Source organism: Paenibacillus sp. VMFN-D1, from assembly GCF_003386155.1.
GTDB lineage: Bacteria > Bacillota > Bacilli > Paenibacillales > Paenibacillaceae > Paenibacillus_AQ > Paenibacillus_AQ favisporus.
In genome coordinates, this window is record NZ_QRDU01000001.1 from 261944 (window position 1) to 288568 (window position 26625).

Genomic DNA, 26625 nt, shown 5'->3' on the forward strand with positions numbered 1-26625 from the left:
TAAATCTTCTGAAATTGGGAGGCTGTGAAGGGCAATGGAAAAGTTTGAGGCCATAGAGTTATGCAAAAAACATATGTACCGCTATGTCCGCGCGACAATGGCAGACGGAAGCGTGCACGACGGATTTGTGGAAAGTGTTGATGAGGAGAAGCTGTATTTAGCGGTACCGGTAGGCCATGAAAACGTGTCGCCAGCAAATGTGTCGCCGAACGCGAACATGGCTCCAACGTATGTATCGCCTGCGAGCGTGTCACCGAACGCGAACGCAGCACCGGCGTATGTGTCGCCTGCAAGCGTGTCACCGAACGCGAACATGGCTCCGATGTACGTGTCTCCTGCTAACGTGTCTCCGAATGTGGCTCCGGCTCATGTAGCCCCGGCTAACGTGGCGCCAGCGGTCATGCCGGTCCATCATGGCTGCTACCACCCTTGCGGAGGTTTCCCGGGATATGACTACCGAGCATTTTTCCCAGGGTTCTATCCACCGTTTGGATACGGCTACGGCTTTGGGTACCCGTTCTACGGACGCCGCTTTAACCGCTTGATTCTGCCTCTGGCCGGATTGACGGCACTGTCGCTGCTGCCATTTTTTTAATATCTGATATAACGTACGAACCTGAAGAGGGATACCGGAAGAACCGGTGTCCCTTTACTTTTGGATTCGGCGCGCCAGCCGAACTATTTTTTAGCCGGATACAGCGGGATATTGGACGGGTCATTTTATATCCGGTATGATAAGAACAGAAAATCTCTTACATATTAAAGGAGGCAACAATCCGATGGATTGCCTGTTTTGCAAAATCGTTGAAGGGAGCATCCCTTCCCAGAAAGTCTTTGAAAACGAACGGATCCTGGTATTTCGTGACATTCAGCCGGCCGCGCCGGTTCACGTGCTTATCATCCCGAAAAAGCATATCGCCTCAATGAACGAGGTTCAGGAGGAGGATCTCCCGCTGATCGCCGAAATGCATCAGGTGGCCCAGCAGGTCGCCAAGGATCTGGGCGTCAATGAGTCGGGATACCGGCTCATCAACAATTGCGGACCGGATAGCGGACAAGCGGTCCATCATATCCACTATCACCTGCTCGGAGGGGCCAAACTGGGCGCCCTGACCGGAATTTCCGACTCTCACGCATAAGCTTGTACCCCGGCAAATCCGGCCTTTGATGAAAAAATAGGCGCTGAGGTTGACACCCTATTTCTCTTTCACCTATAATTAAGTTTGATGAACCGTGTTATTGCTCTTGGACGGTCTGGTCGGAGGGAGGGAAAACTGGTGTCTGAAACTAAAGTTCGCAAAAACGAGACTATTGATGCTGCACTTCGCCGCTTTAAGCGCTCCATCGCTAAGGATGGCGTATTGGCTGAGGTGAAGAAACGTAAGCATTATGAAAAGCCAAGCGTAAAGCGCAAGAAAAAGTCCGAGGCTGCTCGTAAGAGAAAGTTTTAGGAGGATTTGAACTAGCATGAATCTTAGCGAACGATTGAACGAAGATATGAAGCAGGCGATGAAGAGTAAAGACAAGTTCAAACTCTCCACGATTCGAATGGTTCGTTCGACGATCAAGAATCTTGAAATAGATTTGAAAAGAACTTTGGATGACAACGAAGTGCTTGATATCCTCAGTCGTGAAATCAAACAGCGCAAAGATGCCCTCCAAGAATTTCAAAAAGCAGACCGCGAGGACCTTGCGGAACATGCCAAAGCAGAAATCGAGATTATCGGTCAGTATCTTCCCGCACAGCTTTCCGAAGAAGAAATTAAAGTTATTGTACAGCAGACCATCCAGGAAACCGGTGCTTCTTCGAAAGCCGACATGGGGAAAGTGATGAGCGCGCTCATGCCTAAGGTAAAGGGACGCTCAGACGGCAAACTTGTGAACCAAGTGGTTCAACAATTTCTGCAATAAACATAAGTGAAACACCCCTGATCTCAGGGGTGTTTTTTCATTTTCTGAAACGATTCCCTTCTATGATGCGTAATAACTACCATATGATGGACATTATAACGGGAATGTGGAAAGGAGGGGTAAGGTGAGTTTGGCCAAAAAGGGGCTTAAGTCTCTCGTAATGATGCTGATGCTCATATTCTTGGTTGCCGGCAGCTGGCTTCCCGGGCAGGTATCCGCCGAAACCGGTGAGAAGAGCGGCCCGGTCTATATCATACCGGTGGACCAGGAAATTGAGACGGGGCTTGAGAAGTTCATGCGCCGCGGTTTTACAGAAGCGGCCAAGATGAACGCCGGGCTCGTTGTGCTCGAGATCAACACGCCGGGCGGGCTTGTCGATACCGCCGACAAAATCGGGCAGATGATCCGCGACAGCAAGATCCCTACGCTTGCTTACATTCAAGGCAATGCCGCTTCGGCCGGCAGCTATATCGCGCTGAATGCCGATAAAATCGCCATGAAGCCAGGCAGCATGATCGGCGCCGCCGCCATGGTGGACCGTACGGGAAAACGCGTGGATGATGCCAAGCTGGTCGCGTACTGGAAGTCGAAAATGAGCGCAGCGGCTGAGTCCAGCGGACGGGACAGCAAAATCGCCGAGGGTATGGCGGATATCAACATGGTCGTCGACATGCCGGCGATCGGAGAGAAGAAAGAGAAAGGCGATATTATCGCCTTGTCGAGCGAACAGGCTTTGAAGGTCGGATATGCCGATCATATCGCATCAACGCCTGAGGAAGCGATTCAATGGATGGGGTACTCGACGGATGACGTTTTCCGGGTCGAGCATACTGGTGCAGAGAAGGTGGCAGCCTTTCTGACACATCCAACCGTGATGATCATTTTGCTGTTCCTGGGGATAGCCGGTGTCGTCATCGAGCTGATGATACCTGGCTTTGGCGTTCCGGGGATCGTAGGCGTAGTGGCCTTTGTACTGTATTTCTTCGGTAACTATGTGGCGGGCTTCGCAGGATCCGAGACGTGGCTGCTCTTTATTATCGGGCTCATTCTTATGATTCTAGAAATGTTTGTCCCGAGCTTCGGTATCCTCGGTATTCTGGGTGCTGTCAGCCTGATTGCGGGCGTTGTCCGGGCTGCTTACGATACGACGCACGCCTTGTTCTCGCTCGGGATCGCATTTGCGGCGGCCGTCGTGGTCGTGGTGATCGTCGCGATCATATTTAAGGAGAAGGGCATCTGGAACCGCTTCATCCTGAAAGAATCGCTGACCAAGGAGCAGGGCTTCATTCCGACCGATGCGAAGGAGGATTTGCTTGGAAAATCAGGCGTTAGCGTGACGCCGCTCCGTCCGGCCGGTACCGTGGACGTGGAAGGCGAGCGGATCGACGTTGTAACGGACGGAGAGTTTGTCGCGGCGGGCACACAGGTCAAGGTCGTTCGCGTCGAAGGTGCGAGAATTGTCGTAAAGCCGGAATAATGCTGGCTTTTTGGCGAGATTCGTGTAACATGTTGTAAAGAACCTGGAAAGAATGTCACATGAAACCAATTGATTACCTGGAGGTTGATAGGCAGTATGGATGGAACTTCTCTTATCACGGTATTACTGATTGCGGTTGTCATCATTATTGTGCTCAGCGTATTTTTCAGCTTTTTCCCGGTCATGCTCTGGATCTCGGCATTGGCGTCCGGCGTACGGATCGGAATTATTACGCTGGTGGCCATGAGACTGCGGCGCGTCACGCCAAGCCGGATCGTCAATCCGCTCATTAAGGCGACGAAGGCGGGGCTGGGTCTCAACATCAATCAGCTGGAAAGTCACTATTTGGCCGGTGGTAACGTGGACCGGGTAGTTAACGCCCTCATTGCGGCCCAGCGCGCCAATATTCCGCTCGAATTTACGCGTGCTGCCGCCATCGACCTGGCTGGCCGCGACGTACTGCAGGCCGTTCAGATGAGCGTCAACCCGAGAGTCATTGAGACTCCGGTCGTAGCCGCCGTTGCGAAGAACGGGATTGAAGTGAAGGTTAAGGCCCGGGTTACGGTCCGTGCCAATATCGACCGTCTCGTCGGCGGTGCGGGTGAAGAAACGATTATTGCCCGCGTAGGCGAAGGGATCGTAACGACCGTCGGCTCCAGTGACATGCACAAGGACGTACTGGAGAACCCGGACTCCATTTCCCGGACTGTATTGGCCAAGGGGCTGGATGCGGGTACCGCTTTTGAAATTCTGTCGATCGATATCGCCGACGTGGATGTAGGCAAGAACATCGGGGCTTACCTGCAGACCGAGCAGGCCGAAGCCGATAAGCGGATCGCCCAGGCGAAAGCCGAGGAACGCCGTGCGATGGCCGTAGCTCAAGAACAGGAAATGAAGGCTCGCGTCGTCGAGATGAGAGCGCGGGTTGTGGAATCCGAATCCGAAGTGCCGCTCGCCATGGCGGAAGCCCTTCGCTCAGGCAAGCTTGGCGTCATGGATTACATGAACCTGAAGAACATTGAAGCCGATACCCAAATGCGCGGCTCGCTGGGCAAAATGGGGGATAGCGGAGATGGCGGCGGCAGTCCGAAAAATAACAAGTAGGGAATGAGCATCCATGTGGATCATTGAACACTTTTACTGGATCCTGATCATTGGATTTGCGGTCATCTCTGCGCTGAGCAAAAGAGGAAATAAATCGAAGCAGAGGCAGCAGCCCCGGGGCATGCCCACGTTCGGGGGAGAAGGCTGTCCGTATCAACGACGGGACGAAGCGGACGATTACGACGAGGACGAGGATGAGGATGAGGAATACGATGAGGGCCGTCCAGATCCGGCATACGGCTCCCGGCCACAGCCGCAGGAACCTGTCGGCAGAAGGAGCTCCCCGTTCGGATCGTATGATTCATCAGCCCCTGAACCGCCTGTATATTCCCAGGACTACCGTCCGGCCCCAGACTATGATACCGGCGAAGGAGTATCCTCGATGTGGGCGGAGGAGAAGCCATCCCCGGTACAGGCTACGCTGGCGGATCGAACCCGTACCATGCAGCAGGAGATCAACAGGGTGAACGCTTCTCTGGACAAAATATCGACGCAAATGGATATGGCGGCTGACAGAACGGTTGACCGTGAGGCAGCTGTCCCGGTGTCCCCTTTGGCCGAGCAGGCCAGACAAGGGATCATCTGGGCTGAAATTCTGGGCCCGCCCCGCTCCAAGCGCCCGTTGAATCCGCGAAAATAACGATAATCTAGAAGTGAGGCCTCTTTCGGCCCGGGAAGATCATGATATCTTTTCGGGCAGCGGAAGAGGCTTTTCATTTTGGATCGCACAGCCTGTCCGCTGTGACCTTACGCCGAGAGGCGTTTTTTTTCGTGCTGCGCAAGGTGTGTGATCTGATAGCTTGAACTTCCCTGAAAAGCTTCATAAACCGGGCTTTACGCGCATAAGGTGTAGAGTACAGGAAGGGGGAAGACCTTCGTATGGCCGGGATCAGCCGCAGGCTGCGGAAGTGGACGAACGAAATGCTGGATGTTCCGCAGGACGTTTTGTTCGATCTGCCGCGCATCACTATGGTGGGAAACAAAGAACTCTATATCGAAAATCATCGGGGCGTCCGGCATTTTTCACCCGATAAAATGGTCCTATCCCTGTCCCAGGGACTGCTCGAGATCGAAGGCTCCGGGCTTATGATCCGGTCGATTCTGCCGGAAGAAGTGATGATCGAAGGATCGGTAAAGAACATTAAATATACAGGAACGGAGGAGAGTCCATGAAAATCCCGACGTTAACCCGGGTTCGCGGCTGCGTGCTGATTGCTGTCCGGGGGGAGCATGTGGAGTATTTCATCAATGCATTGGCGGAGAACGGTGTACCGGTATGGGACATCGAGCCCAAAAACGGAAATTTGGCAGAGATGAAGGTGCTGCTACGGGATTTTCATGCTCTTCGTCCCTTGTTGAAACGGACAGGCTGCCGGGTACATGTACAAGGCCGGATCGGTTTGCCCTTTACGCTGGTCAAGCTGTATAAGCGCAAGTTTTTTATGGTGGGCATCGTGCTGTTTTTCGTTCTGCTCTTCCTGCTGTCGTCGATGGTGTGGAACGTCAGGGTAACCGGCAACGAAAAGATCGCGACCGAAGACGTGCTCGAAGCGGCGAAGAAGGAGGGGGTCCGCCCGTTCCAGTGGATTTTTCGCTTAGATTCGCCGGACAAGCTGTCGCGTGAGCTGAGCATCCGGCTTCCGGGCACGTCCTGGATCGGGGTCGAGCGCAAAGGTACCACCATTACGATCCAGATCGTGGAGGCGGCCGAACCGCCGAAGCAGCCGTTGACCGACCCGCGCCATCTGGTCAGCCGGACGGACGCGGTAGTCACGAGCATCTATGCGGAGCAGGGGCGGCCGCTCGTCGAGAAAAACTCCCGTGTGAAAAAAGGACAGGTGCTTATATCGGGCATTCTTGGCGTTGACGGCGGAAACACCCAGGTTGTCGTGGCCAAAGGGGAGGTCAAAGGGCTGGTTTGGCACGAATACAGGCTTGCGGTTCCGCTGGTCCAGAAGCATAAAGTGTATACCGGGGAAAGAAAGACCAAGTCTTATTTTGTGATCGGTGACCGTGCAGTGCAGCTGTGGGGCTACGGAAAGGATCCGTACCAGGCTTCCGAAACGCTGACGGAGCATGATCCTATGACCTGGCGCTCTTTAAAGCTACCCGTCGGATGGATGACGGAAAAAGTCATGGAAGTACAGGAAAGCAAAGAAACGCTGACCGTCGAAGAGGCCAAAAAACAGGGATTGGACGGAGCCGTGCGGGATATTTTGGCGAAATATGGGACGGATTCGCAGATCATCAGCCAAAAAATTTTGCATGAGAAGAAAGAGAATGGTAAAGTTTATATGAAAGTGCTTTTCGAAGTGGAAGAGAAGATTGCCGAAGAGCTTCCCATAGTTCACAACCAAGGAGAATGAGGCTATTTGTCAGAAAAAAATCACAGCGCACAAATCTTACTTCAAAGTGCAAGCGAAGGGATGTCCATTTTCGGACCGCAAGACACCTTTCTGAAGATGATCGAAGCGGAGATTCCCGCCCAGATCGTGTCTAGGGAAGCGGAAATTACCGTCCGCGGCAGCGACCGCGACGTGCAGGTGCTGACCGAGCTGTTTGAGGTGCTTCTCCAGCTTGTCCGCAACGGTTACATTCTGACCGAACGCGACGTATCCTATGCGATCGACTTGGCGAAGGACTTCCGGGCGGATCAGCTGCTCGACCTGTTCAAGGGTGAAATCACGACCACGTTCCGGGGCAAACCGATCCGGGTCAAGACGATCGGCCAGAAGCATTACGTCACCACCATCCGCAAGCGTGACATTGTATTCGGCATCGGGCCTGCGGGAACAGGCAAGACCTATCTAGCGGTTGTTTTGGCGGTTGCGGCCTTGAAGGAGGGCTCCGTCAAGCGGATCGTGCTGACGCGTCCGGCTGTCGAAGCGGGGGAAAGCCTGGGCTTTCTGCCGGGTGACCTTCAGGAGAAGGTAGACCCGTATTTGCGTCCGCTGTACGATGCGCTCTATGACGTTATGGGACCTGAACAGACTGCAAAGTCGCTGGAACGGGGATTGATTGAGATCGCTCCGCTCGCCTATATGCGGGGACGGACGCTGGATGATTCTTTTATCATATTGGACGAGGCCCAGAACACGACACCTGAACAAATGAAAATGTTTCTTACCCGTCTTGGGTTCGGCTCGAAGATGGTCATCACGGGCGACGTCACCCAGATTGACCTGCCGAGAGGCAAAAAGTCCGGGCTGGTTGAAGCCAAGTCGATCTTGAGCGGCATTGAAGAGATCGGGTTTGTGCAGTTCGCCGAGCAGGATGTCGTGCGTCACTCCCTAGTGCAGAAAATCATTGTTGCTTACGACAAAGCTGCAGAAAACCAAGATTAGAGGGGATTATCTTTATGACTTCGAAAGAAGCGTCATCAGGCAAATCTTTCTCAACTAAAAATATCGGATGGAAACATAGCGCGGCAACCCGCTATGTTCTCTTTTTATGTCTGGCCATTCTGTTCTACGTGAGCCTGGCACCGGATCTGCTTCCGGAAAAATACAACATTCAGGTCGGCACGCACAGCGAGAAGGAAATTACGGCGCCGATGCAGATTCCGAACAACAAAGCGACCCTGAAGGCGCAGGAGGAAGCTGCCGAACGCGTGCAGCCGATTTATACCATCGTTCCGATCAGGAACGATAGCCTGATCGCCTCGCTGCTTGACCGGATCGACAAGCTCAATCAGGACGACCAGGTTTCCCGCGAGGACAAGGTAGCGATCTACCGTCAGGAGATTCCGCAGCGTGCCCAGGATTTTGTGCAGAACTACGTCAATAATACGCGGAGTTCGGGCACCTATTCCGAAGCGCTGCTGAACGAAATGCTAAGGGTGACCAGCCAGCAGGTCTATAAAATTCCGGAAGAGACCTTCATCAAAATTCCGCGTTTGACCTCTGCCGATATTACCGAGATGAAGCCGGTGGCGCGTGAAATCGTATCGCGGCTGACCAACGACCAGATCGTGGACGCCCAGACCGCAAGGGCCAAGGTGGCCGAGCTGGTCAGCACGAGCTCTCTGAGCCAGCGCACCGCGCGCGAGGTAGTGCAGGAGCTGTCGAAGATCGCGATTACGGCAAACAAGTTCTATGACGAAGAGGCGACGAAGGAAGCCAAAGTTCAGGCCCGGGAAAATACCCCTACGGTATACATCAAGCAGGGCGGCGTGCTTGTCGCCAAAGGCGAGCTGATTACGGAAGAACTGTACAACCTTCTGGACGATAACGGCCTGCTCAAAAATGACGTCAACTATTGGCCGCAGTTTGGGCTGCTGCTTTTGTCTCTTCTGCTGGCTTTAGGACTCATGATGTTTATCCGCCAGCTTAACGGGGGCAAGTTTGGGTATAACAATTCCCAGCTGCTGATGCTTGTTCTTATTTTTATTATTACGATCGTTTCCATGCATGTCGCCGGCATTTTGCAGAGCAGTGAGCGCCCCTATCTCGGCTATTTGGCGCCGGTTGCCATCGGCTCGATGCTGGTCACGCTGCTGCTGGACATGTCGCTCGCTTTTTTCTGCGCCATGGTCTTCAGTATTCTGTCCAGCGTCATCCTGAATGTGCATCAGGGGCAAATGTTTGATTTTAAGTTCGGCTTGTTCTCGCTGATCGTATCCTACGTAGCGATTTTTACGATCCATAAGGCAAGCCAGCGGTCGACCCTGCTGAAGGGCGGGATCATGGTTTGCTTGTTCGGCTCGTTGACTGTATTTTTGATTAACCTGATCGACAACGATGACTGGCAGCAAATGTCGACGCTGTACGCGCTGGGGTTTGCCTTTGCAGGCGGACTGCTGACCGCGATTCTGGTTATCGGCCTCATGCCGTTTTTTGAGGTCACGTTCGGCATTCTGTCTGCCCTAAAGCTGGTGGAGCTGTCGAATCCGAACCACCCGCTCCTGCGCAAGCTGCTTACCGAAACGCCGGGAACGTACCACCACAGCGTCATGGTTGGCAATTTATCGGAGGCAGCGGCCGAAGCGATCGGCGCCAACGGGCTGCTGTGCCGGGTCGGATCGTATTACCATGATATTGGGAAGACAAAACGGCCAAGCTATTTTATAGAAAACCAGAACAATATGGAGAACCCCCACGACTCAATCGATCCGAAGCTGAGCAAGTCGATCATTATTGCGCATGCGAGAGACGGGGTTGAAATGCTCAAGGATTATAAGCTGCCGAAGCCGATTCGCGATATCGCCGAGCAGCACCATGGCACCACCTTCCTGCATTTCTTCTACCACAAGGCGCTTCGTCTGGCGGAGGAGCAGGGCAAAGAGCCGGATTTCACGGAAGAGGATTTCCGTTACCCCGGTCCGAAGGCTCAGTCCAAAGAGTCGGCCGTCATCGGCATCGCGGACAGCGTCGAAGCTGCCGTGAGGTCCCTCCGTAATCCGACCGTTACTCAGGTGGAATCAGTGATCGAGAAAATCATCAAGAGCCGGCTGGATGATCACCAGTTTAACGAGTGCGATCTGACGATGAAGGAATTGGATATTATCGCAAAGACGCTGAAAGAAAGCGTCATGGGGATTTTCCACTCCCGGATCGAGTATCCGGAAGAAATCAAGAAAACGAAGATGGATGAAGAGAATAGAAGGAGCGGTTGAAAGATGGGTCTGCATCTGGCTTGGAACAATGAACAAAATGAGCATCCGGTCAGCGATGAGCTGATTGCCACGCTGGAGGTCATCCTGCAGAAGGCGGGGGAAGCTGAAGGCGTGGAGGACGGCGAAGTGGCTCTCACATTCGTCGACGATAAGCAGATTCATGAGCTGAACCTCGAGTACCGCGGCATCGACCGCTCGACGGACGTCTTGTCCTTCGCAATGAACGAGAGCCTGGACGAGGAGCTGGACATCGTGTATGAGCTGGAAGAGGACGAGGAGCTGCACGATATGCCGGAGGTGCTCGGCGACATCATTATCTCCCTCGACCGGGCCAAGGCGCAGAGCGAAGAATACGGGCACTCCATGGAGCGTGAAATCGGCTTCCTGTTCGTTCACGGATTTCTGCACTTGCTCGGGTACGACCATCAGGATGCGGAAAGCGAAGCGGAGATGATGGGCAAACAGGAGGCTGTCCTGGCCCAGGTGGGGTTGACCCGGTAATGGCCAAGCGCTCCTTCCTTGCTTCATTCAGTTATGCCGCGGAAGGAATCGGATATGCATTGAAAACCCAGCGGAACATGCGGTTTCATGCCGTGGCGGCGGTTGTGGTCATTGCCGCTGCCGCTCTGCTGCAGCTGACGTGGCAGAGGTGGCTGTTCCTGCTCGTCGCGATCACGATGGTGATGGCCGCCGAGCTGCTGAACACCGCCGTCGAGGTCGTTGTGGATATGGTTTCACCGGAGCCGCATCCTATGGCCAAGGCGGCGAAAGATACCGCAGCCGGCGCAGTGCTGCTGACGGCCATCTTTGCCTTCGTCGTCGCCATTATTGTGTTCTATCAGCCTGTCGCAGCATGGCTGGGAAGTCAACATTAGAAGTTACAGGAGGAATAATACTATGGACACAGCTCAATTAATGCAAGAAGCGATCAAGGCACGGACCAAGGCCTACACCCCTTATTCCCACTTCGGCGTAGGAGCGGCCCTGCTGGACGCCGAGGGTCATATCCATCACGGCTGCAATGTGGAGAACGCGGCATACGGGCCGACCAACTGCGCGGAACGGACCGCGCTGTTTCGCGCTATCGCAGACGGACATCAGCCGGGCAGCTTCCAGGCGATTGCCGTTGTTGGAGATACCGAAGGTCCGATCTCGCCGTGCGGCGTGTGCCGCCAGGTCCTGGTGGAGCTGTGTGCTCCCGACATGAAAGTCATCATGGGCAATCTGAAGGGGGACATCCAGGAAACCACGGTGCGGGATCTGCTGCCGGGTGCGTTTGGACCTTCCGACTTGAAACACAGTGACAGCGAATAAGCTGCACGATCTATTGGAATACACACATATAAAACCTGGGGCCCCATCTTCGGCGGCGGTGAGCATCATGTTTTGCCGCGGTACGAAGAATGCGGGCCCTGATGGTCTTCCTGCTTAAGGAAGCATTATAGGAGGGTAATGACTTACATGGCGAAACCGTCATTCAAATCAGGCTTTGTGGCCATTATTGGCAGACCGAACGTGGGGAAATCGACGCTGATGAATCAAGTCATCGGCCAAAAAATCGCCATCATGTCGGATAAGCCGCAAACGACGCGCAACAAAATTCACGGCGTATATACAACGGATCACTCCCAAATCGTATTTCTGGATACGCCGGGTATTCACAAGCGCCAATCCAAGCTTGGCGATTTCATGAACAATACCGCGCTGAATACACTGCAGGAGGTGGAGGCCGTACTGTTCCTGGCCGATACGTCCGAAGGATTCGGGGGCGGGGACCGCTATATCATCGAACAGCTGAAGAAGGTGAAGACGCCGGTCATCCTCGTGCTCAACAAGATTGACAAAATCGAGCCTCCGGCGCTGCTTCCGATCATCGAGGAATACCGCAAGCTGCACGAATTCGCCGAGATCGTGCCGATTTCGGCCATGCATGGCAACAACGTGAACACTCTGCTCGAGCAGGTGGAGAAGTATTTGCCCGAAGGGCCGCAGTACTATCCGGAAGATCAGGTCACGGACCATCCCGAGCAGTTCGTCTGCGCGGAGCTGATCCGCGAGAAAATTTTGCATATGACCCGAGAAGAGGTTCCGCATTCCATCGCGGTCACGATCGAAGATATGCGCGTGCAGGACAACGGCGTCGTGTATATTTCGGCGGTGATTTTCGTGGAGCGGGATTCGCAGAAGGGCATCATCATCGGCAAGCAGGGCTCGCTGCTGAAGGAAGTCGGCAAGCAGGCGCGGCAGGATATCCAAAACCTGCTTGGCTCGAAAATTTTCCTCGAGCTGTGGGTAAAAGTGAAAAAAGACTGGCGCAACCAAGAGCGGATTCTTCGCGATCTGGGCTTTAACCGCGACTAGTGAGCATCCGATGCCAGGGTGGGGTAATCCCGGCTTGGCAGGAATTGCAACACATAGTTTCACGGCTTTCGTAACATCCTATTTTTTGAAGATGCAGACGCCATTTCCGAAGAAAGGATGAATACGAATGCGAGATTTTTCGTGGAAGTATTTTGCGATGACTGGAGATGTGGATGCTTACTTGCTCTATAAACAGGCCGCCGGCATGACGGCGGATGAAGCGGAGACGGCGGCTGCGACGCAGCTGCTGGATGAGACGGATACCTATGAAGAGAACGAATGATCTTTGGCTGCTCCGGGAATGGCTGGGGGAAGAAGCATGCTATACAGGGTGGAAGGGATCGTCATCCGCAGCATGGACTACGGCGAAGGGAACAAAATCATTACGATTTGCACCGAAAACGCGGGTAAAGTAGGCGTACTTGTCCGTGGCGCCAAAAAGGTGAAAAGCCGCCATGCTGCACTGACACAGCTGTTTACGACAGCGGAATACGTATTTTTCAGAAACGGCACGGGACTCGGCACGCTGAATGCGGGGGAAATTATGCAATCCCATCACGTGCTGCGCGAGGACATCGTTCTTGCCGCTTATGCCTCCTACGCCTGCGAGCTGCTTGACCGCGTGCTTCAGGACGAGGAGACGGGGAGCTTCTGGTTCCAGCAGCTTAAGGCGTGCCTAGACGCGCTGGAAGATGGCAAAGACCCCGCCGTCATTATCAACTTGTATGAGATGAAAATATTGCAGACTGCAGGATACGGTCCCGAACTGTCATCCTGCATTTCTTGTGGAAGGGATATTTCACCACAGGAGGAACGGTATTGGGTGAGTCCGCGGCTCGGCGGCGTACTGTGCCGGGCGTGCAAGCACCTGGATTCCCAGGCTATGGGGATTTCACCCCGGACGATGAAGCTGCTGCGTCTGTTTGCCCAGCTCGATTTGCGGCGGCTCGGCCACGTCGATGTGAAGGAAGAGACCAAGGCGGAGCTGAAGGCGGTCATGCGGGCATTTATGGATATGCAGCTGGGGCTGAATTTGAAGTCGCGGGGTTTCCTCGATCAGATGGAGAAATACGGGCTGTAGGATCTGTTGCAGTAGATCTTGACTATCGGAATCATTTCCTGTAGTATATATTAAGTTTCTAATTAAATTGTCAGACACGCAATGATCGAAGAAGTAGTGGGTCTTCCATTCCTGTTAGCGAGCCGGGGAGGGTGCAAGCCTGGCGGAAGGAATCCATGAACCGGCACTTCGGGAGTGTGAAATGAAATCGGAAAAGTGGGTTGTTCCCGGCTAAAGCGAGGGGCAGCCAAGTAGGGTGGAACCGCGGGATCAGCTCTCGTCCCTATGTCTGTACAACAGGCATAGGGCGGGAGCTTTTTGTTGTACAGAAATGTGATCATTGTTGACGGGTATCCGTCCATTCCCCCCAATTTTCAAATGAAGGAGAGTCGTATATGAACTTTCAGCAGATGATTCTGACGCTGCAGCAGTTCTGGGCCAATCAGAATTGCATTATCGTGAATCCCTATGACACGGAAAAAGGGGCCGGCACGATGAACCCGATGACGTTTTTGCGTTCTCTTGGACCGGAACCCTGGAAGGTAGCCTATGTAGAACCTTCCCGCCGGCCATCGGACGGCCGTTACGGGGAGAACCCGAACCGGCTCTATCAGCATCACCAGTTCCAGGTGATCATTAAGCCGAGTCCGGACAACATTCAGGAGCTGTATCTCGACAGCCTGAAGGCGCTCGGAGTCGATGCGCTCGACCACGATATCCGCTTTGTCGAGGACAACTGGGAGAACCCTTCGCTTGGATGCGCGGGTCTCGGCTGGGAAGTATGGCTGGACGGAATGGAAATCACCCAGTTCACATACTTCCAGCAGGTGGGCGGTATCGAAACGAATCCGGTCGCCGTGGAAATTACCTATGGCATGGAGCGCCTGGCTTCCTACATTCAGGAGAAGGAAAACGTATTTGACCTGGAGTGGGTTGACGGCATTTCTTACGGTGATGTGTTCCATCAAGCGGAAGTGGAGCATTCCACGTATACCTTTGAAGTGTCCGACGTGAAAATGCTGTTTACGCTGTTCAACATGTACGAGCAGGAAGCAGGCAAGGCGATGGAGCGGAATCTCGTATTTCCGGCATACGACTACGTCCTGAAATGCTCGCACACGTTCAACCTTCTCGACGCAAGGGGAGCCATCAGCGTTACGGAGCGTACCGGCTATATTACGCGGGTGCGCAATCTGGCCCGCCAGGTGGCGGCGACCTACATGGAGGAGCGCGAGAAGCTCGGCTTCCCGCTGCTGAAGAAAGGAGGCGGCCTGAATGTCTAAGGATCTGTTGTTTGAAATCGGCCTGGAGGAAGTGCCGGCACGGTTTTTACGCGCAGCGATGGAGCAATTGGAAGAACGCATGGTGAAATGGCTGGAGCAGTCCCGGATCGCCCACGGCGAAGTTCACTCCTACGCAACCCCCCGCCGCTTGGCCGTGCTTGTTAAATCGGTTGCAGAGAAGCAGGAGGACGTGCAGGAGGAAGTGAAGGGCCCTTCCCGCAAAATCGCCCTCGACGAGAACGGCAACTGGAGCAAAGCCGCGCTTGGCTTCGCCCGCGGACAAGGCGTAGATCCCGAGCAGTTTACGTTCAAAGAGCTGAACGGCGTGGAATACATTTACGTCACGAAGAGCAGCAACGGTGTTGAGACTTCTGCGCTGCTGTCTGAGGCACTGCTCGGCATCCTATCTTCGATGACATTCCCTAAGCATATGCGCTGGGGCAGCTACGAATATAAATTTATCCGTCCGATCCGCTGGATTACAGCCCTGTTCGGCACGGACGTCATTGATCTGGAAGTGACCGGCGTGAAGTCGGGCAACGTGACCCGCGGCCACCGTTTCCTCGGAACGGAAGCCGTCGTGCCGGAAGCCGGCGCTTACCAGGAAGTATTGCGCGGCCAGCACGTCATCGTAGACGTGAAGGAACGCGAAGGCATGATTCTGGAGCAGATCGAGTCGCTCGCTGCGGAGAAGAACTGGACCATTGCGGTCAAGGACGATCTGCTGGAGGAAGTGCTGTTCCTGGTGGAAACCCCGACGGTGCTCTTCGGAACATTCGATCCGTCCTTCCTGAACATTCCACAGGAAGTGCTGATCACGTCGATGCGGGAGCATCAGCGGTACTTCCCTGTTCTGGATGGCCAGGGACAGCTGCTGCCGTTCTTCGTAACGGTGCGCAACGGCGACAAGCGGTCGCTTGACGTGATCGCCAAAGGGAACGAAAAGGTGCTTCGCGCCCGCCTGTCGGACGCCAAGTTCTTCTATGAGGAAGACCAGAAGCTGGAGATCAAGGACGCGCTCTCCAAGCTGGAAAGCATCGTCTTCCACGAGGAAATCGGCACGGTTGGCGATAAGGTCCGCCGGATCCGCCGTATCGCCGACCAGATCGGAGAAGCGCTGCAAATTTCCGGCACGGACAGCGAGTCGGTCAGCCGCGCTGCGGACATCTGCAAGTTCGACCTCGTGACGCAAATGGTGTATGAATTCCCTGAACTGCAAGGCGTCATGGGCGAAGACTATGCCCGCAAAGCCGGCGAACGGGAAGACGTGGCCAAGGCAGTATTCGAGCATTACCAACCGCGTTCGGCATCGGACGACGTTCCGTCCAGCTTGGTGGGTTCCATCGTCAGCATTGCAGACAAAATCGACACGATCGTCGGCTGCTTCTCGATCGGCATCATCCCGACCGGCTCCCAGGACCCTTATGCGCTGAGACGCCAGTCCCAGGGCATCGTGCAAATTTTACTGGCTAAGCAGATGCCGCTCACGCTGTCCCAGCTGTTCGACATCGCGCTCGGCGTGCATGCAGAGCTTCGCAGCTTGGACCGCCAGCCGGATGACATCCGCAAGGATCTGGTCGAATTCTTCGGCCTCCGCGTGAAGAAACTGCTCTCCGAGACGCTCCGCTACGACGTGGTGGACGCGGTCATTTCCGCCGGCTTCGACGATGTCATCTCCGTCGTATCCCGCGGGGAAGCGCTGATGCAGGCGGTTAACAGCGGAGACGACTTCAAGACGACCGTGGAATCCTTCAACCGGGTCAGCAATCTGGCAGCCAAAGCGGAAAAGGCAGAGGTTCAGGAGCCGCTCTTCGTAGAAGAGGCCGAGTCTAATCTGTTCCGCGCATGGCAGTCCATCACCGCCGATTACCACACAGCGCTGTCGGAGCGGGATGGCGCCAAAGCCCTTGCCCTTCTTGCCGACATTAAGGAAGCCGTTACGAAGTTCTTCGATTCCGTAATGGTCATGGCTGAGGATGAGCGGGTCCGGGCTAACCGTCTGGGTCTATTGGCATCGATCGACCGCGATTTGAAGCAGTTTGCCGATTTTAACAAGCTGGTATGGTAAACCTGTAAAGGTTTCGGGTAAAAGAATACGGAAGCGGGACGAAACAAATCGGTCCCGTTTTCGTATCTTTTTCATGTATATAGATTGAACTGAAGTTTTTCATTCAGCTTCCTGTATTATTTTTCTTTAGTTCATTCTATGTACACAAAAGTTTCCTGCAGCACTGTCAGAAGTTGTAATGTCCGTCCCGGAAGGATTTTTATAGGACAGGCTCGTATATAATAGTACGGAATACCAAGAATGACAGGTGGGCTCGAATCGGCTATGGATGACAGACAAATCGTTGTGGACGGCGATGCCTGTCCGGTGAAACAGGAGATTGCCGCAGTGGCTAAGGCTTTGGGCGTTCCCGTGCTGATGGTATCTTCGTTCGATCACTTGATCCAGGCCGGGGAGGGTGTGCGGACCGTTCAGGTGGACCGGAGCGATCAGAGCGCTGACCTATATATCGCCAATCATATCCGCCGGGGGGACGTTGTGATTACCCAGGACTACGGACTGGCCGCCTTGGCCTTGTCGAAACATTGCTATGTGCTCTCCTTTCGGGGCATGCAGTTTCATAACGAGGACATCGAGTTTATGCTCGACCGCAGGCACCATCAGGCCAAAGCGCGTAGGAACGGCAAGCATTCCAAAGGTCCGAAACCGATCACGGCGGAGGATAAAAGAATTTTTCAACAGAAACTGACAAAACTTTTGCAGGATTTGCAGGAGAACGTATAACGATAGCGAATTATATTTTACGTGCAAAAAGAGATGAAGGTGGTTATGATGAGTGCCGGACATGGAAGCATTCCGGAGAAGGTCATCGACGCGGTGCTGGAGCAGCATGATATCGTCGATACGGTAAGCAGGTACGTTCATCTGACCAAGCAGGGGAAATACATGAAAGGCCTCTGCCCGTTTCATTCGGAGAAAACACCGTCTTTCACGGTCACGCCTGAGCGGCAAATCTTTTACTGCTACGGCTGCGGCAAGGGTGGAAATGCCATCAAATTCAGGATGGAAATCGAAGGATTATCTTTTCCCGAAGCCGTTAAAGTCATGGCGGAAGAGAGCCACATCGCGGTACCGGAAGGGCTGGGGGGACCGGCGCATCAGCCGAATCCCGAGAGAGACCGCCTGCTTCAGGCCTACGAATGGACAGCGAAGCTTTATCACTATTTACTGAAAAATACGGAGCATGGCAAGGCAGCCATGGATTATTTGCGGCAGCGGGGCTTCACCGACAAGATGATCGATTTATTCCAGATCGGGTACGCTCCGGATACGTGGAATACGCTGGTCCAGTTTCTGTCCAGGCGCTCCTTTGATCTCGAAGAGGCGGAGAAGGGCGGATTGCTGACCAAGCGCAGTGACGGCGGGGATTACTTGGACCGTTTCCGGGACCGGATCATGTTTCCGATCCATGACCGCAGCGGCAAGGTGATCGCTTTCGCCGGCAGGATTCTTGGCGAAGGGCAGCCGAAGTATTTGAATTCGCCTGAGAGCAAGCTTTTTAACAAAAGCCGGACGCTGTACAACCTGCATCAGGCCCGACCGTCCATTCGCAAATCGCGGCAGATCGTTCTTTTTGAAGGATACGGGGACGTGATCTCGGCATGGGAAGCAGGGGTTCAGAACGGCGTAGCCACGATGGGCACGTCCTTAACGGAGAATCACGCCTCTCTGATGAAGACGATGGCGGACGAAGTGCTGGTGTGCTACGACGGAGACCGGGCCGGACAAGCTGCGGCAATGAAGGTGATTCCGCTGCTTGAAAACGTGGGGCTGAACATCAGGATCGCGGTGCTCAGCGATGGGCTGGATCCTGACGAATTCATCCGTAAATACGGGGCGGAACGGTTCATGCGGCAGATTATCGAGGGCGCCGTTTCAACCACAAAATTTAAGCTTATATATCTGAAAAAAAACCATATACTCCTAGAAGAAGATGGAAAAATCGCCTACATGAAGGAAGTCCTGCCCATCATCGCGGTGCTGCCTTCTTCCACCGAACGGGAGGTATATTTAAGGGAATTATCTTCAGAATTGCAGCTTTCCTTTGACAGCTTGAAGCAGGATTGCAACGAGATCCGCCAGTCGATGCAAAAAAACATGCCGGATGGGGATAATAACGACAAAAGGTGGAATAATGGTAGGCATAAAAAAGGGCATGTTCCCGCCCCGACATTACTGCCGGCTTATCATACCGGAGAACGTCGCCTTTTAGCCATGATGCTGCAGGATGCCGAGGCCGCCCGCTACGTGGAAGAACGGCTTGGGGACGCGTTTAACATTGATGATCATGCAGCGATTGCTGCTTATCTATATGCCTATTATGCACAGGGCAAATCACCGGATATCAGCCGGTTTATGTCGTCGCTCCACGACGATCGCCTCGAGAAAACCGTCAGCTCCATCTCCATGATGGATATGCCGCGGGAGTGGAGCGTGCAAGAGCTGGATGATTGCATTCGGGAGGTACAAAAGGTCCCGCAACAACGGAAAATAGAGCAGAAGAAAGAAGAAATGATATCTGCCGAACGGTCCGGAGACTTTTTGCGTGCTGCACAAATTGCAAGTGAGATTATAGCCCTAGAGAGACAGTAATCGTTGCTTCGATGGTTTCTAGGGAGGAGGGAGTCGAAATATGGCGAATGATCAGCATACTGAACTAGAGACAGAATTTACGCTCGATCAGGTTAAAGATCAGCTGATTGAGCAGGGTAAAAAGAGATCGTCACTGAATTACAAAGATATTATGGAAAAACTATCGCCGTTCGACCAAGACCCTGAACAGATGGATGAGTTCTATGAGCATCTGGGCGATTTGGGTATTGAAGTGGTCAATGAGAATGACGAGGAAGTCAGCAATTTGCGTCAAGGCGAAGACCATGACGGAAACGACAACGACGACTTTAATTTTGACGATGACCTTTCTTTGCCGCCGGGCATTAAGATCAACGATCCCGTACGGATGTATCTCAAGGAAATCGGCCGGGTGCCTCTCTTGTCCGCTGACGATGAGGTGGAACTGGCTAAGCGGATTATGAACGGGGACGAGGAAGCGAAGCGCCGGCTGGCCGAAGCGAACCTGCGTCTCGTTGTCAGTATCGCAAAACGCTACGTCGGCCGCGGCATGCTCTTCCTTGATTTGATTCAGGAAGGCAACATGGGCCTGATCAAGGCCGTTGAGAAATTTGACCATAATAAAGGGTTCAAATTCAGTACGTATGCCACTTGGTGGATTCGCCAGGCCATTACGCGCGCGATCGCGGACCAAGCGAGAACGATCCGGATTCCGGTTCATATGGTGGAAACGATCAACAAGCTGATCCGGGTATCCCGTCAGCTGCTGCAGGAATTAGGGCGCGAACCAACGCCGGAGGAAATCGCGGCCGAGATGGAACTCAGTGTGGAGAAGGTCCGGGAAATCATGAAGATTGCCCAAGAGCCCGTGTCGCTTGAGACGCCGATCGGGGAAGAGGATGATTCCCACCTGGGAGATTTTATCGAGGATCAGGAGGCGCTTGCTCCTGCGGATGCAGCGGCCTACGAGCTGCTGAAGGAACAGCTGGAAGACGTGCTTGATACGCTGACTGAACGTGAGGAGAATGTGCTCCGGCTTCGTTTCGGTCTGGATGACGGCCGGACCCGGACGCTTGAGGAAGTGGGCAAAGTGTTTGGCGTTACCCGTGAACGGATTCGCCAAATCGAAGCCAAAGCGCTGCGGAAGCTTCGCCATCCAAGCCGCAGCAAACGGCTTAAGGATTTTCTCGAATAGCGAAACCAACTTGGACCTTCTGCGGCTTGCCGTCAGCAAGGTCCTTTTTTTAGATATAAGGTTGTATACAAGCTTTGGAGGTTGGGCTTTCTTATACGCAGCGAGCAGGCTATGTATTTCTGAATGTATTCAGAGGCTTCGGCCGATCAGCCTGCTTGTAAGTTCTGTTTTCTTTTAGAATTATTTCCTTAATTTGTTTTTATTTTAGCGCTTTTAACGAGCCAATGCAAATGATCTGGACATTTATCCAAAGATTGGAAGTGTGTGTTACAGGGGGTCGCTTCTGATTCTGCTGCTGCCGATTTGCAGAAAGGACCTGCCGTTTGGTAGGGTAAAGGAAGGGATAAAAATAACTGATGGTGACGGTGGACATATGAAATTATCAAGAAGATTACAGCTTATTATGGAGCAGATTCCCGATGGAAGCCGCCTCGCGGATATTGGCTCGGACCACGCGCTTCTTCCGGTAGCAGCCGTTGAGGCGGGCAGAGCTATAAAGGCCGTGGCGGGAGAAGTCAATCAAGGCCCGCTACAGGCGGCGGCCAAGCAGGTAGCCGAAGCTGGACGGGGCGAGGACATTTCGGTCCGGCTCGGAGACGGTCTGGCGGTCATTTCGCCGGGGGAAGTGGATGTAATTACGATCGCCGGCATGGGCGGAAGCCTGATCGCGAGCATTTTGAACGAGGGGCAGGACAAACTGTCCGGGGTGAAGCGGCTCATCCTGCAGCCGAACGTCGGCGAAGATTTGCTGCGCCGGTGGCTGCTGGATCATGCCTGGGTGCTGGTGTCCGAGATGATTATCGAGGAAGACGGCAAAATATATGAGATTTTGACAGCTGTACCTGAGCATTCATCACCTGTACGGTCGAATGAGGAGTTGTACCGGGAGCGCTCATGGAAGGCCGGGGAAGCCGGCGGCGACGTAATCCTTTCGAGAGAGCTGTTGATCCGCATGGGCCCTTGGCTGCTGGAGCAGCCAAATGAAGTGTTTGTGGCCAAATGGCAGGGCGAACTGTTGAAGATGGAAGGCATTCTGAAGTCCGTATCGTCCTCCAAGCTGCCTTCTGCCGCAGCCAAGGCCAGAGAGCTGACTGAAGAAATGAAACAAATCAGGGAGGTGCTAGCATGTTTGCAAAAGGACAAACGGTAATTCAATATATGGAGCAGCTCGCCCCCAAGCACTTGGCGGTGCCGGACGACCGGATCGGGCTGCAGCTGGGCAGCCTGCAGAAGGAGATCCGGAGCGTGCTGGTGGCGCTGGATGTCAATGACGAGGTGGTCGAGGAAGCCATTGCGATGGGCGCGGATTTGATCGTAGCGCATCACGCCATCATTTTCCGTCCGCTCAAACAGCTTCAGACCGACACCCCGATGGGAAAACTGTATGAGAAGCTGATCAAGCATGACATCGCCGTCTATATCAGCCACACCAATCTCGATATTGCCGAGGGAGGCATGAACGACTGGATGGCTGAAGCGCTTGGCATTGCGGACGGCGTACCGCTGGATGAGGTGCATGCCGAGAAGCTGTACAAGCTGGTCGTGTTTGTTCCGGCCGCCCATGCTGAGAAGGTCCGGACCGCCATGCTGGACGCAGGAGCGGGTGCTATCGGTAATTACAGCCACTGCAGCTTTAACGTACAGGGCACCGGCACCTTTTTGCCGCAGGAAGGAACGGAACCTTATATCGGCAAGCCAGGGAAGCTGGAACAGGTGGAAGAGGTTCGGATCGAGACCATCGTTCCCCAAGGGATCCGAAACAAGATCGTTCAGGCGATGATCAAGGCGCATCCTTATGAAGAGGTGGCTTACGATCTGTATCCGGTTGACTTGAAAGGACGCAGTTACGGGCTTGGCCGGGTAGGGAAGCTTCGGGAGCCGGTGACGCTGGCCGAATTCGTCGACGTGGTCAAGGAAAAGCTGGATGTGCCGCATGTCCGGGTCGTTGGCGACCTGAACCGCAAGATCGGCAAGGCCGCCGTTCTTGGCGGATCTGGCAGCCGTTACGTGAATTCCGCGATATTCCGCGGGGCTGACGTGCTCGTGACCGGAGACATCGATTATCACACCGCGCACGATGCGCTGATGGCCGGGATCGCCCTGATCGATCCGGGGCACAATGCCGAGAAAATCATGAAGGTCAAAACGGCCGAATGGCTGCAGGCCAAGCTGTCGGACAGCCGCTATGATACGAAAGTCGCCGCGTCCCAAATCAACACCGAGCCTTTCCGCTTTATGTAAAAACGGTAATTTTCGTTAAATTAATAGGCATTTGCCATTGTGTCCGGCGGCAATTCCTAGTATAATATTTTTTGTTGTCCGGAAAGTTTGACAGACAATCGCTGGCGGCGCGTAAGGCGCCGCGAGAGGAAAGTCCGGGCTCCGTAGGGCAGGGTGCTGGATAACGTCCAGTCAGCGCGAGTTGAAGGATAGTGCCACAGAAATGGACCGCCGATGGCTGCTGCTTGCAGCGGCACAGGCAAGGATGGAACCGAGGTGTAAGAGACCCCGAGGAGCGTTGGTGACTTCGTTCCTGGTAAACCCCACCTGGAGCAAGACCTAATGGAACGCAGCTTCCTCGAGAAGCAGCCTTTGCCCGAGGCGCGTTCGGGTTGGTCGCTGGAGCCAATCAGTAATGGTTGGCCTAGATAGATGATTGTCGCTTATCCGTGGGAGGGTAGTTCCCGAATGCACCACGACGAGCACAGAACCCGGCTTACGTAAAACTTTCCTAACTGCCAACAGTTCTTATTAGGATGACGTAATCAAGGCGGTATCCCGTAATTTTACGGGATACCGCCTTTTTGCCGTCCGATCACCGGGCCAAGCCTGTTTTAGACGGATACCTTCCAGCTAAGGACAAACGTACAATCCCGATTGGGATCTCCATAATAGACTATATTAAATTTATGAAGGGAGATGCTTATCGAATGAGCCACTGCTTTAATTGTCCTCCTGCAGATCCGGTTTATACCGATCCGACCGTGGTTTATCAAGATTATTACTATCCGCAGGTCGTTCCGATTGTCCACACGGTTGAAATTGTAAAAAGACATCACTGTGTCCCCGTTCCTAAACACTGCTATAACTATGTCGTTCGCGACGAAAACATTGTAGGTACCGTTTCCGCTTACAGAGGATCGAAACGTGCAGCCCGCAAGTCGAGAGCCAAACGTACACGGTAACTCGTGCTCTAAAAAAGGCAACCCGCTCCTGCAAGGGGCGGATTGCCTTATTTTTGGTGGGAATTTATTTGGTTTTCACGCTCTCACTGCCCATGATCGAATTCATCTGGTTCTGTACATGCTGCGGCCACAGCTGAAGCGGGGTATTTCCGCCGCCTGCAGCCTGCAGCGCTTTATAGATATCAATTTGACCGTTGCCGTAATATTTGTCATGTCCTTTCGGCCCCAGGTCAATGGTGCTTTGGCACATAATGTCCATCACTTGTTTATTGGTCAAGTCCGGATTCCGCGAGCGGATCAGCGCGGCCATGGCGGCGACATGCGGACTGGCCATCGACGTTCCGGACAGGGCGGCGTACTGGTTGCCCGGATAGGTGCTGGCAATGCTCGTCCCAGGCGCGGCTACGTCGATATAATCCCCGTAATTGGAATAGGAGGCTTTCTTCATGTTCGCATCGGTCGCAGCAACGGCGAGTACTTCGGGATAGGCCGCAGGGAAGCCTGGCCGCTCGGTATTGTCGTTCCCTGCCGCGGAAACGAGCACGACGTCCTTATCGTAAGCGTATCTTACCGCATCGTGCAGGAACTGGGAATCAGCGTAGTTGCCCAAGCTCAGATTAATGACTTTGGCTCCATGATCCGCCGCCCAGATGATCCCTTCAGACACCGAATAGGTCGTGCCCGATCCGGATTTATCGAGCGCCTTCACCGGCAATATTTTGTTATACCAGCTGATGCCGGCCACGCCTTCATTGTTGTTGACGACGGCCCCGATGATGCCGGCCACATGCGTGCCGTGACCTACATCGTCCAGCGGGTCGCTGCCGGGATCCACGACGTTGTAGCCGGACAGCAGCTGGCCTTGAAGATCCGGATGGTTGATGTCTGCACCGGTGTCCACGATACCGACAATGACATCGTTGCTTCCCTTGGATAAATCCCAGCCCTGGTTCGTTTCGATCGCTGGGAGGTTCCACTGGTACTTCGCAAACAGCAGGTCATTCGGCACGTTCGGAAGGCTGCCTGTTTCCGGAACGGTATCGTTGGTTAAATATAAATAATGCGGTTCTACATAATGCGGATTCCAGTGGTTTAGGAAATATACCTTCAACTGGCTGTAATCCATCGTACTGGAACGGAAGACGTAAGCATATCCGAGTTTTCGGGCGGATTCCGCTTTGACGTCACCTTTGATCCGGTTCATCTCGTCCGGAGACGGATCCTGGCGGAAGCGGACGACGATTTCGTTCTCGTAGAAGTGGCTGGCGTTTTCGTTATCATGTCCCGTCTTGACCGTCAAATCGCGCAGCGTGTCGGCGTGAACCGATTCGACTTTAAATTTGCCCTCTCTCGGGTAAGGGATCAGCCGCAGGTTTTTCTTCTGATGATTTTCCACGTCGAGCAGTATTTTTTGATTCATTAAGGCGATGACGCTCTGATTGCTTTTGGCCGACGGTTCCGCGATGACGAAGTACTGCTTGCCCGCCATCTTGAAGGAGGGGGACTGGTACGTCTGGTGATTCTTCACCTGCTGCTTGGCTATACTTAAATAATGATCCAGCCTTTTCCGGTCCTGGGAGGTCCAGGAGTCTTCCTTTTTGGCAAATTTAAGCGGTTGATTCAGCTTAGGATCCTGCCACACCAGCATGGAAAAATGGTCATGGGTTTTCTGTAAATTCCGTACATAATCGGTAATCTGCTTTGGCTTTGCGCTGCCCAGATTGTTCAGCATCGCCGTCAGATGCTGTCTCGCATCCAGCCGGGTCAAATGGTCGGTTGAAGCGATATCCTGCGCCATCATGCTGTTCTTTAAACGATGCTCCTGATGCGGAGCCGGGACCGGAGGGGATTCGGCGGCCTGCTGCCGGCTGTCCGAGCGCGGAAGCAGCAAAAATAACGCGAGCGCGCCGCAAACGGTTGCCGTTCCGATGCCCACCCATTTTCCTTTCGACATAAAAAGTACCTCCTTAAGAATGATAAGTACCTTTAGCGTGAGAAATGGGAAGCTATTTTATACCCCGGCGGCCGACTCAGGCAAAAACCTGCTCAATTCGTCCAAATCGTGACCAGAAAGGGATACCGTTCCAGTTTGTTTTATGTTAGGATAGTACATGAAAATTGATCCTTGCTTCAAACAATGGTGATGAAAATTTCGGATCCTCTCCAGGACCGAAAGGAACAAATTAAGGGGGAGCTAATTAGCTATGTCAGCAGGTAATGTTCAAAAATTGTGTGAGACCACGAAAGAGAAGCTGAAATCCGCGATCGAGAAACTGGAACAATTCCTCAATGAGAATTCGATTCCGCAGCTTGCGCCAGACAATAATGAGGAAACGCTGCAATTTTACAAAGGATTTTTGTCTGACCTGCGGCATCTTCTGGTTTTCTCCGAAGTATCAGCCGAGAAACTGGGAATTGCGTTGCGCCGTGCCAATTTTGACAATGATTTTGCTGAAAAAGCTCTCTATAATGTGTATCATCATTGCGTTAACAACTTCTTTTATCCGAAAAGCGAAAGCTATTCCGAAGATGGGCGTTATGCATACACGGGACAGGATGCTATCCGTTTCCGGGTAAAACCGGTTCGGCCGGTAAGAGACATCATTCTCGATATCACCAAAGTATATGAAGAGCTTCGGGACGATCTGACTTATTACGAAAGCGATTATTTAACGGAGCGCCGGATGCACAACCAGCGTTCGCACGCTTAAACCTTATACGATTACACCAAAGATGCCTGATGATGGCATCTTTTTTTATTTTCCTCATGACGACCATCAACTGACAAGATGCAGC

Annotated in this window: 26 protein-coding genes and 1 other RNA gene; 26 read left to right on the top strand and 1 reads right to left on the bottom strand. The window is 53.4% G+C overall.

Translation table 11 applies throughout. The features are described 5' to 3' along the window. The first annotated feature begins 34 nt into the window (after positions 1 to 34). The 25 genes from C7820_RS01175 (at position 35) to rnpB (ending at position 23378) form a co-directional block, all read left to right on the top strand. Complete coding sequence (locus tag C7820_RS01175) at positions 35 to 595, top strand: RodZ family helix-turn-helix domain-containing protein (RefSeq protein WP_116229498.1); 561 nt, start codon at positions 35 to 37, stop codon at positions 593 to 595. Positions 596 to 779: 184 nt separating this feature from the next. Further along, the gene (locus C7820_RS01180) at positions 780 to 1139 is read left to right on the top strand and encodes a histidine triad nucleotide-binding protein (protein ID WP_076169798.1); all 360 of its coding nucleotides are present in this window, start codon (positions 780 to 782) and stop codon (positions 1137 to 1139) included. 138 nt (positions 1140 to 1277) lie between these two features. Then, complete coding sequence (gene rpsU / locus C7820_RS01185) at positions 1278 to 1451, top strand: 30S ribosomal protein S21 (protein ID WP_005547957.1); 174 nt, start codon at positions 1278 to 1280, stop codon at positions 1449 to 1451. A gap of 16 nt (positions 1452 to 1467) precedes the next feature. Then, positions 1468 to 1911, top strand: coding sequence for a GatB/YqeY domain-containing protein (locus C7820_RS01190; RefSeq protein ID WP_076169799.1), 444 nt, complete (start codon positions 1468 to 1470; stop codon positions 1909 to 1911). A gap of 169 nt (positions 1912 to 2080) precedes the next feature. After that, on the top strand, positions 2081 to 3388 hold the full coding sequence (locus C7820_RS01195) for an NfeD family protein (RefSeq protein ID WP_397334148.1): 1308 nt from the start codon (positions 2081 to 2083) through the stop codon (positions 3386 to 3388). Between the two features lie 96 nt (positions 3389 to 3484). After that, a complete protein-coding gene (gene floA, locus C7820_RS01200) occupies positions 3485 to 4492 on the top strand; it encodes a flotillin-like protein FloA (RefSeq protein ID WP_116229499.1) in 1008 nt (335 codons plus the stop codon). A 13-nt stretch (positions 4493 to 4505) separates the two neighbouring features. After that, positions 4506 to 5132 carry a hypothetical protein gene (locus C7820_RS01205; protein WP_116229500.1) on the top strand — a complete coding sequence of 209 codons (627 nt, stop codon included), beginning with the start codon at positions 4506 to 4508 and terminating at the stop codon, positions 5130 to 5132. A gap of 239 nt (positions 5133 to 5371) precedes the next feature. Continuing rightward, positions 5372 to 5665: a sporulation protein YqfC gene (gene yqfC / locus C7820_RS01210; protein ID WP_116229501.1), complete on the top strand. Its 294-nt coding sequence runs from the start codon at positions 5372 to 5374 to the stop codon at positions 5663 to 5665. Next, a complete protein-coding gene (gene yqfD / locus C7820_RS01215) occupies positions 5662 to 6858 on the top strand; it encodes a sporulation protein YqfD (protein ID WP_116229502.1) in 1197 nt (398 codons plus the stop codon). Before yqfC ends, yqfD begins: the two co-directional genes overlap by 4 nt. Positions 6859 to 6918: 60 nt before the next feature. After that, entirely contained in the window at positions 6919 to 7836 is a 918-nt protein-coding gene (locus C7820_RS01220) for a PhoH family protein (protein WP_373309598.1), read from the top strand. Positions 7837 to 7850: 14 nt separating this feature from the next. After that, positions 7851 to 10106: an HD family phosphohydrolase gene (locus tag C7820_RS01225; RefSeq protein ID WP_116229503.1), complete on the top strand. Its 2256-nt coding sequence runs from the start codon at positions 7851 to 7853 to the stop codon at positions 10104 to 10106. Between the two features lie 3 nt (positions 10107 to 10109). Next, a complete protein-coding gene (gene ybeY / locus C7820_RS01230) occupies positions 10110 to 10607 on the top strand; it encodes an rRNA maturation RNase YbeY (protein ID WP_116229504.1) in 498 nt (165 codons plus the stop codon). Then, positions 10607 to 10981, top strand: coding sequence for a diacylglycerol kinase family protein (locus C7820_RS01235; RefSeq protein WP_116229505.1), 375 nt, complete (start codon positions 10607 to 10609; stop codon positions 10979 to 10981). Before ybeY ends, C7820_RS01235 begins: the two co-directional genes overlap by 1 nt. Before the next feature lie 22 nt (positions 10982 to 11003). Beyond that, on the top strand, positions 11004 to 11420 hold the full coding sequence (locus tag C7820_RS01240) for a cytidine deaminase (protein ID WP_116229506.1): 417 nt from the start codon (positions 11004 to 11006) through the stop codon (positions 11418 to 11420). Positions 11421 to 11567: 147 nt separating this feature from the next. Then, positions 11568 to 12467: a GTPase Era gene (gene era, locus C7820_RS01245; RefSeq protein ID WP_116229507.1), complete on the top strand. Its 900-nt coding sequence runs from the start codon at positions 11568 to 11570 to the stop codon at positions 12465 to 12467. A gap of 127 nt (positions 12468 to 12594) precedes the next feature. Further along, positions 12595 to 12750: a YqzL family protein gene (locus C7820_RS01250; protein ID WP_076169810.1), complete on the top strand. Its 156-nt coding sequence runs from the start codon at positions 12595 to 12597 to the stop codon at positions 12748 to 12750. A gap of 36 nt (positions 12751 to 12786) precedes the next feature. Further along, the gene (gene recO / locus C7820_RS01255) at positions 12787 to 13548 is read left to right on the top strand and encodes a DNA repair protein RecO (RefSeq protein ID WP_116229508.1); all 762 of its coding nucleotides are present in this window, start codon (positions 12787 to 12789) and stop codon (positions 13546 to 13548) included. A gap of 374 nt (positions 13549 to 13922) precedes the next feature. Next, positions 13923 to 14810: a glycine--tRNA ligase subunit alpha gene (glyQ, locus tag C7820_RS01260; RefSeq protein ID WP_116229509.1), complete on the top strand. Its 888-nt coding sequence runs from the start codon at positions 13923 to 13925 to the stop codon at positions 14808 to 14810. Then, entirely contained in the window at positions 14803 to 16878 is a 2076-nt protein-coding gene (gene glyS / locus C7820_RS01265; protein WP_116229510.1) for a glycine--tRNA ligase subunit beta, read from the top strand. Before glyQ ends, glyS begins: the two co-directional genes overlap by 8 nt. 264 nt (positions 16879 to 17142) lie before the next feature. After that, on the top strand, positions 17143 to 17601 hold the full coding sequence (locus tag C7820_RS01270) for a YaiI/YqxD family protein (RefSeq protein ID WP_105444507.1): 459 nt from the start codon (positions 17143 to 17145) through the stop codon (positions 17599 to 17601). A 48-nt stretch (positions 17602 to 17649) separates the two neighbouring features. Next, positions 17650 to 19470 (top strand): DNA primase, encoded by a 1821-nt coding sequence (gene dnaG, locus C7820_RS01275; RefSeq protein WP_116231577.1) that lies wholly within the window; start codon positions 17650 to 17652, stop codon positions 19468 to 19470. A gap of 40 nt (positions 19471 to 19510) precedes the next feature. Next, on the top strand, positions 19511 to 20644 hold the full coding sequence (rpoD, locus tag C7820_RS01280; protein WP_116229511.1) for an RNA polymerase sigma factor RpoD: 1134 nt from the start codon (positions 19511 to 19513) through the stop codon (positions 20642 to 20644). A 373-nt stretch (positions 20645 to 21017) separates the two neighbouring features. After that, entirely contained in the window at positions 21018 to 21794 is a 777-nt protein-coding gene (locus C7820_RS01285) for a tRNA (adenine(22)-N(1))-methyltransferase (RefSeq protein WP_116229512.1), read from the top strand. Next, entirely contained in the window at positions 21770 to 22885 is a 1116-nt protein-coding gene (locus C7820_RS01290) for a Nif3-like dinuclear metal center hexameric protein (RefSeq protein WP_116229513.1), read from the top strand. The genes C7820_RS01285 and C7820_RS01290 overlap by 25 nt, the downstream gene beginning before the upstream one ends. 82 nt (positions 22886 to 22967) lie before the next feature. Further along, positions 22968 to 23378: RNase P RNA component class A (rnpB, locus tag C7820_RS01295), an RNA gene on the top strand. 515 nt (positions 23379 to 23893) lie between these two features. Here rnpB and C7820_RS01305 read toward each other — a convergent pair. Further along, on the bottom strand, positions 23894 to 25783 hold the full coding sequence (locus C7820_RS01305; protein WP_116229515.1) for a S8 family peptidase: 1890 nt from the start codon (positions 25781 to 25783) through the stop codon (positions 23894 to 23896). Between the two features lie 250 nt (positions 25784 to 26033). On the opposite strand from C7820_RS01305, the gene C7820_RS01310 reads away from it, so the two are divergent. After that, positions 26034 to 26540, top strand: coding sequence for a YpuI family protein (locus C7820_RS01310; protein ID WP_116229516.1), 507 nt, complete (start codon positions 26034 to 26036; stop codon positions 26538 to 26540). Positions 26541 to 26625: the final 85 nt, after the last annotated feature.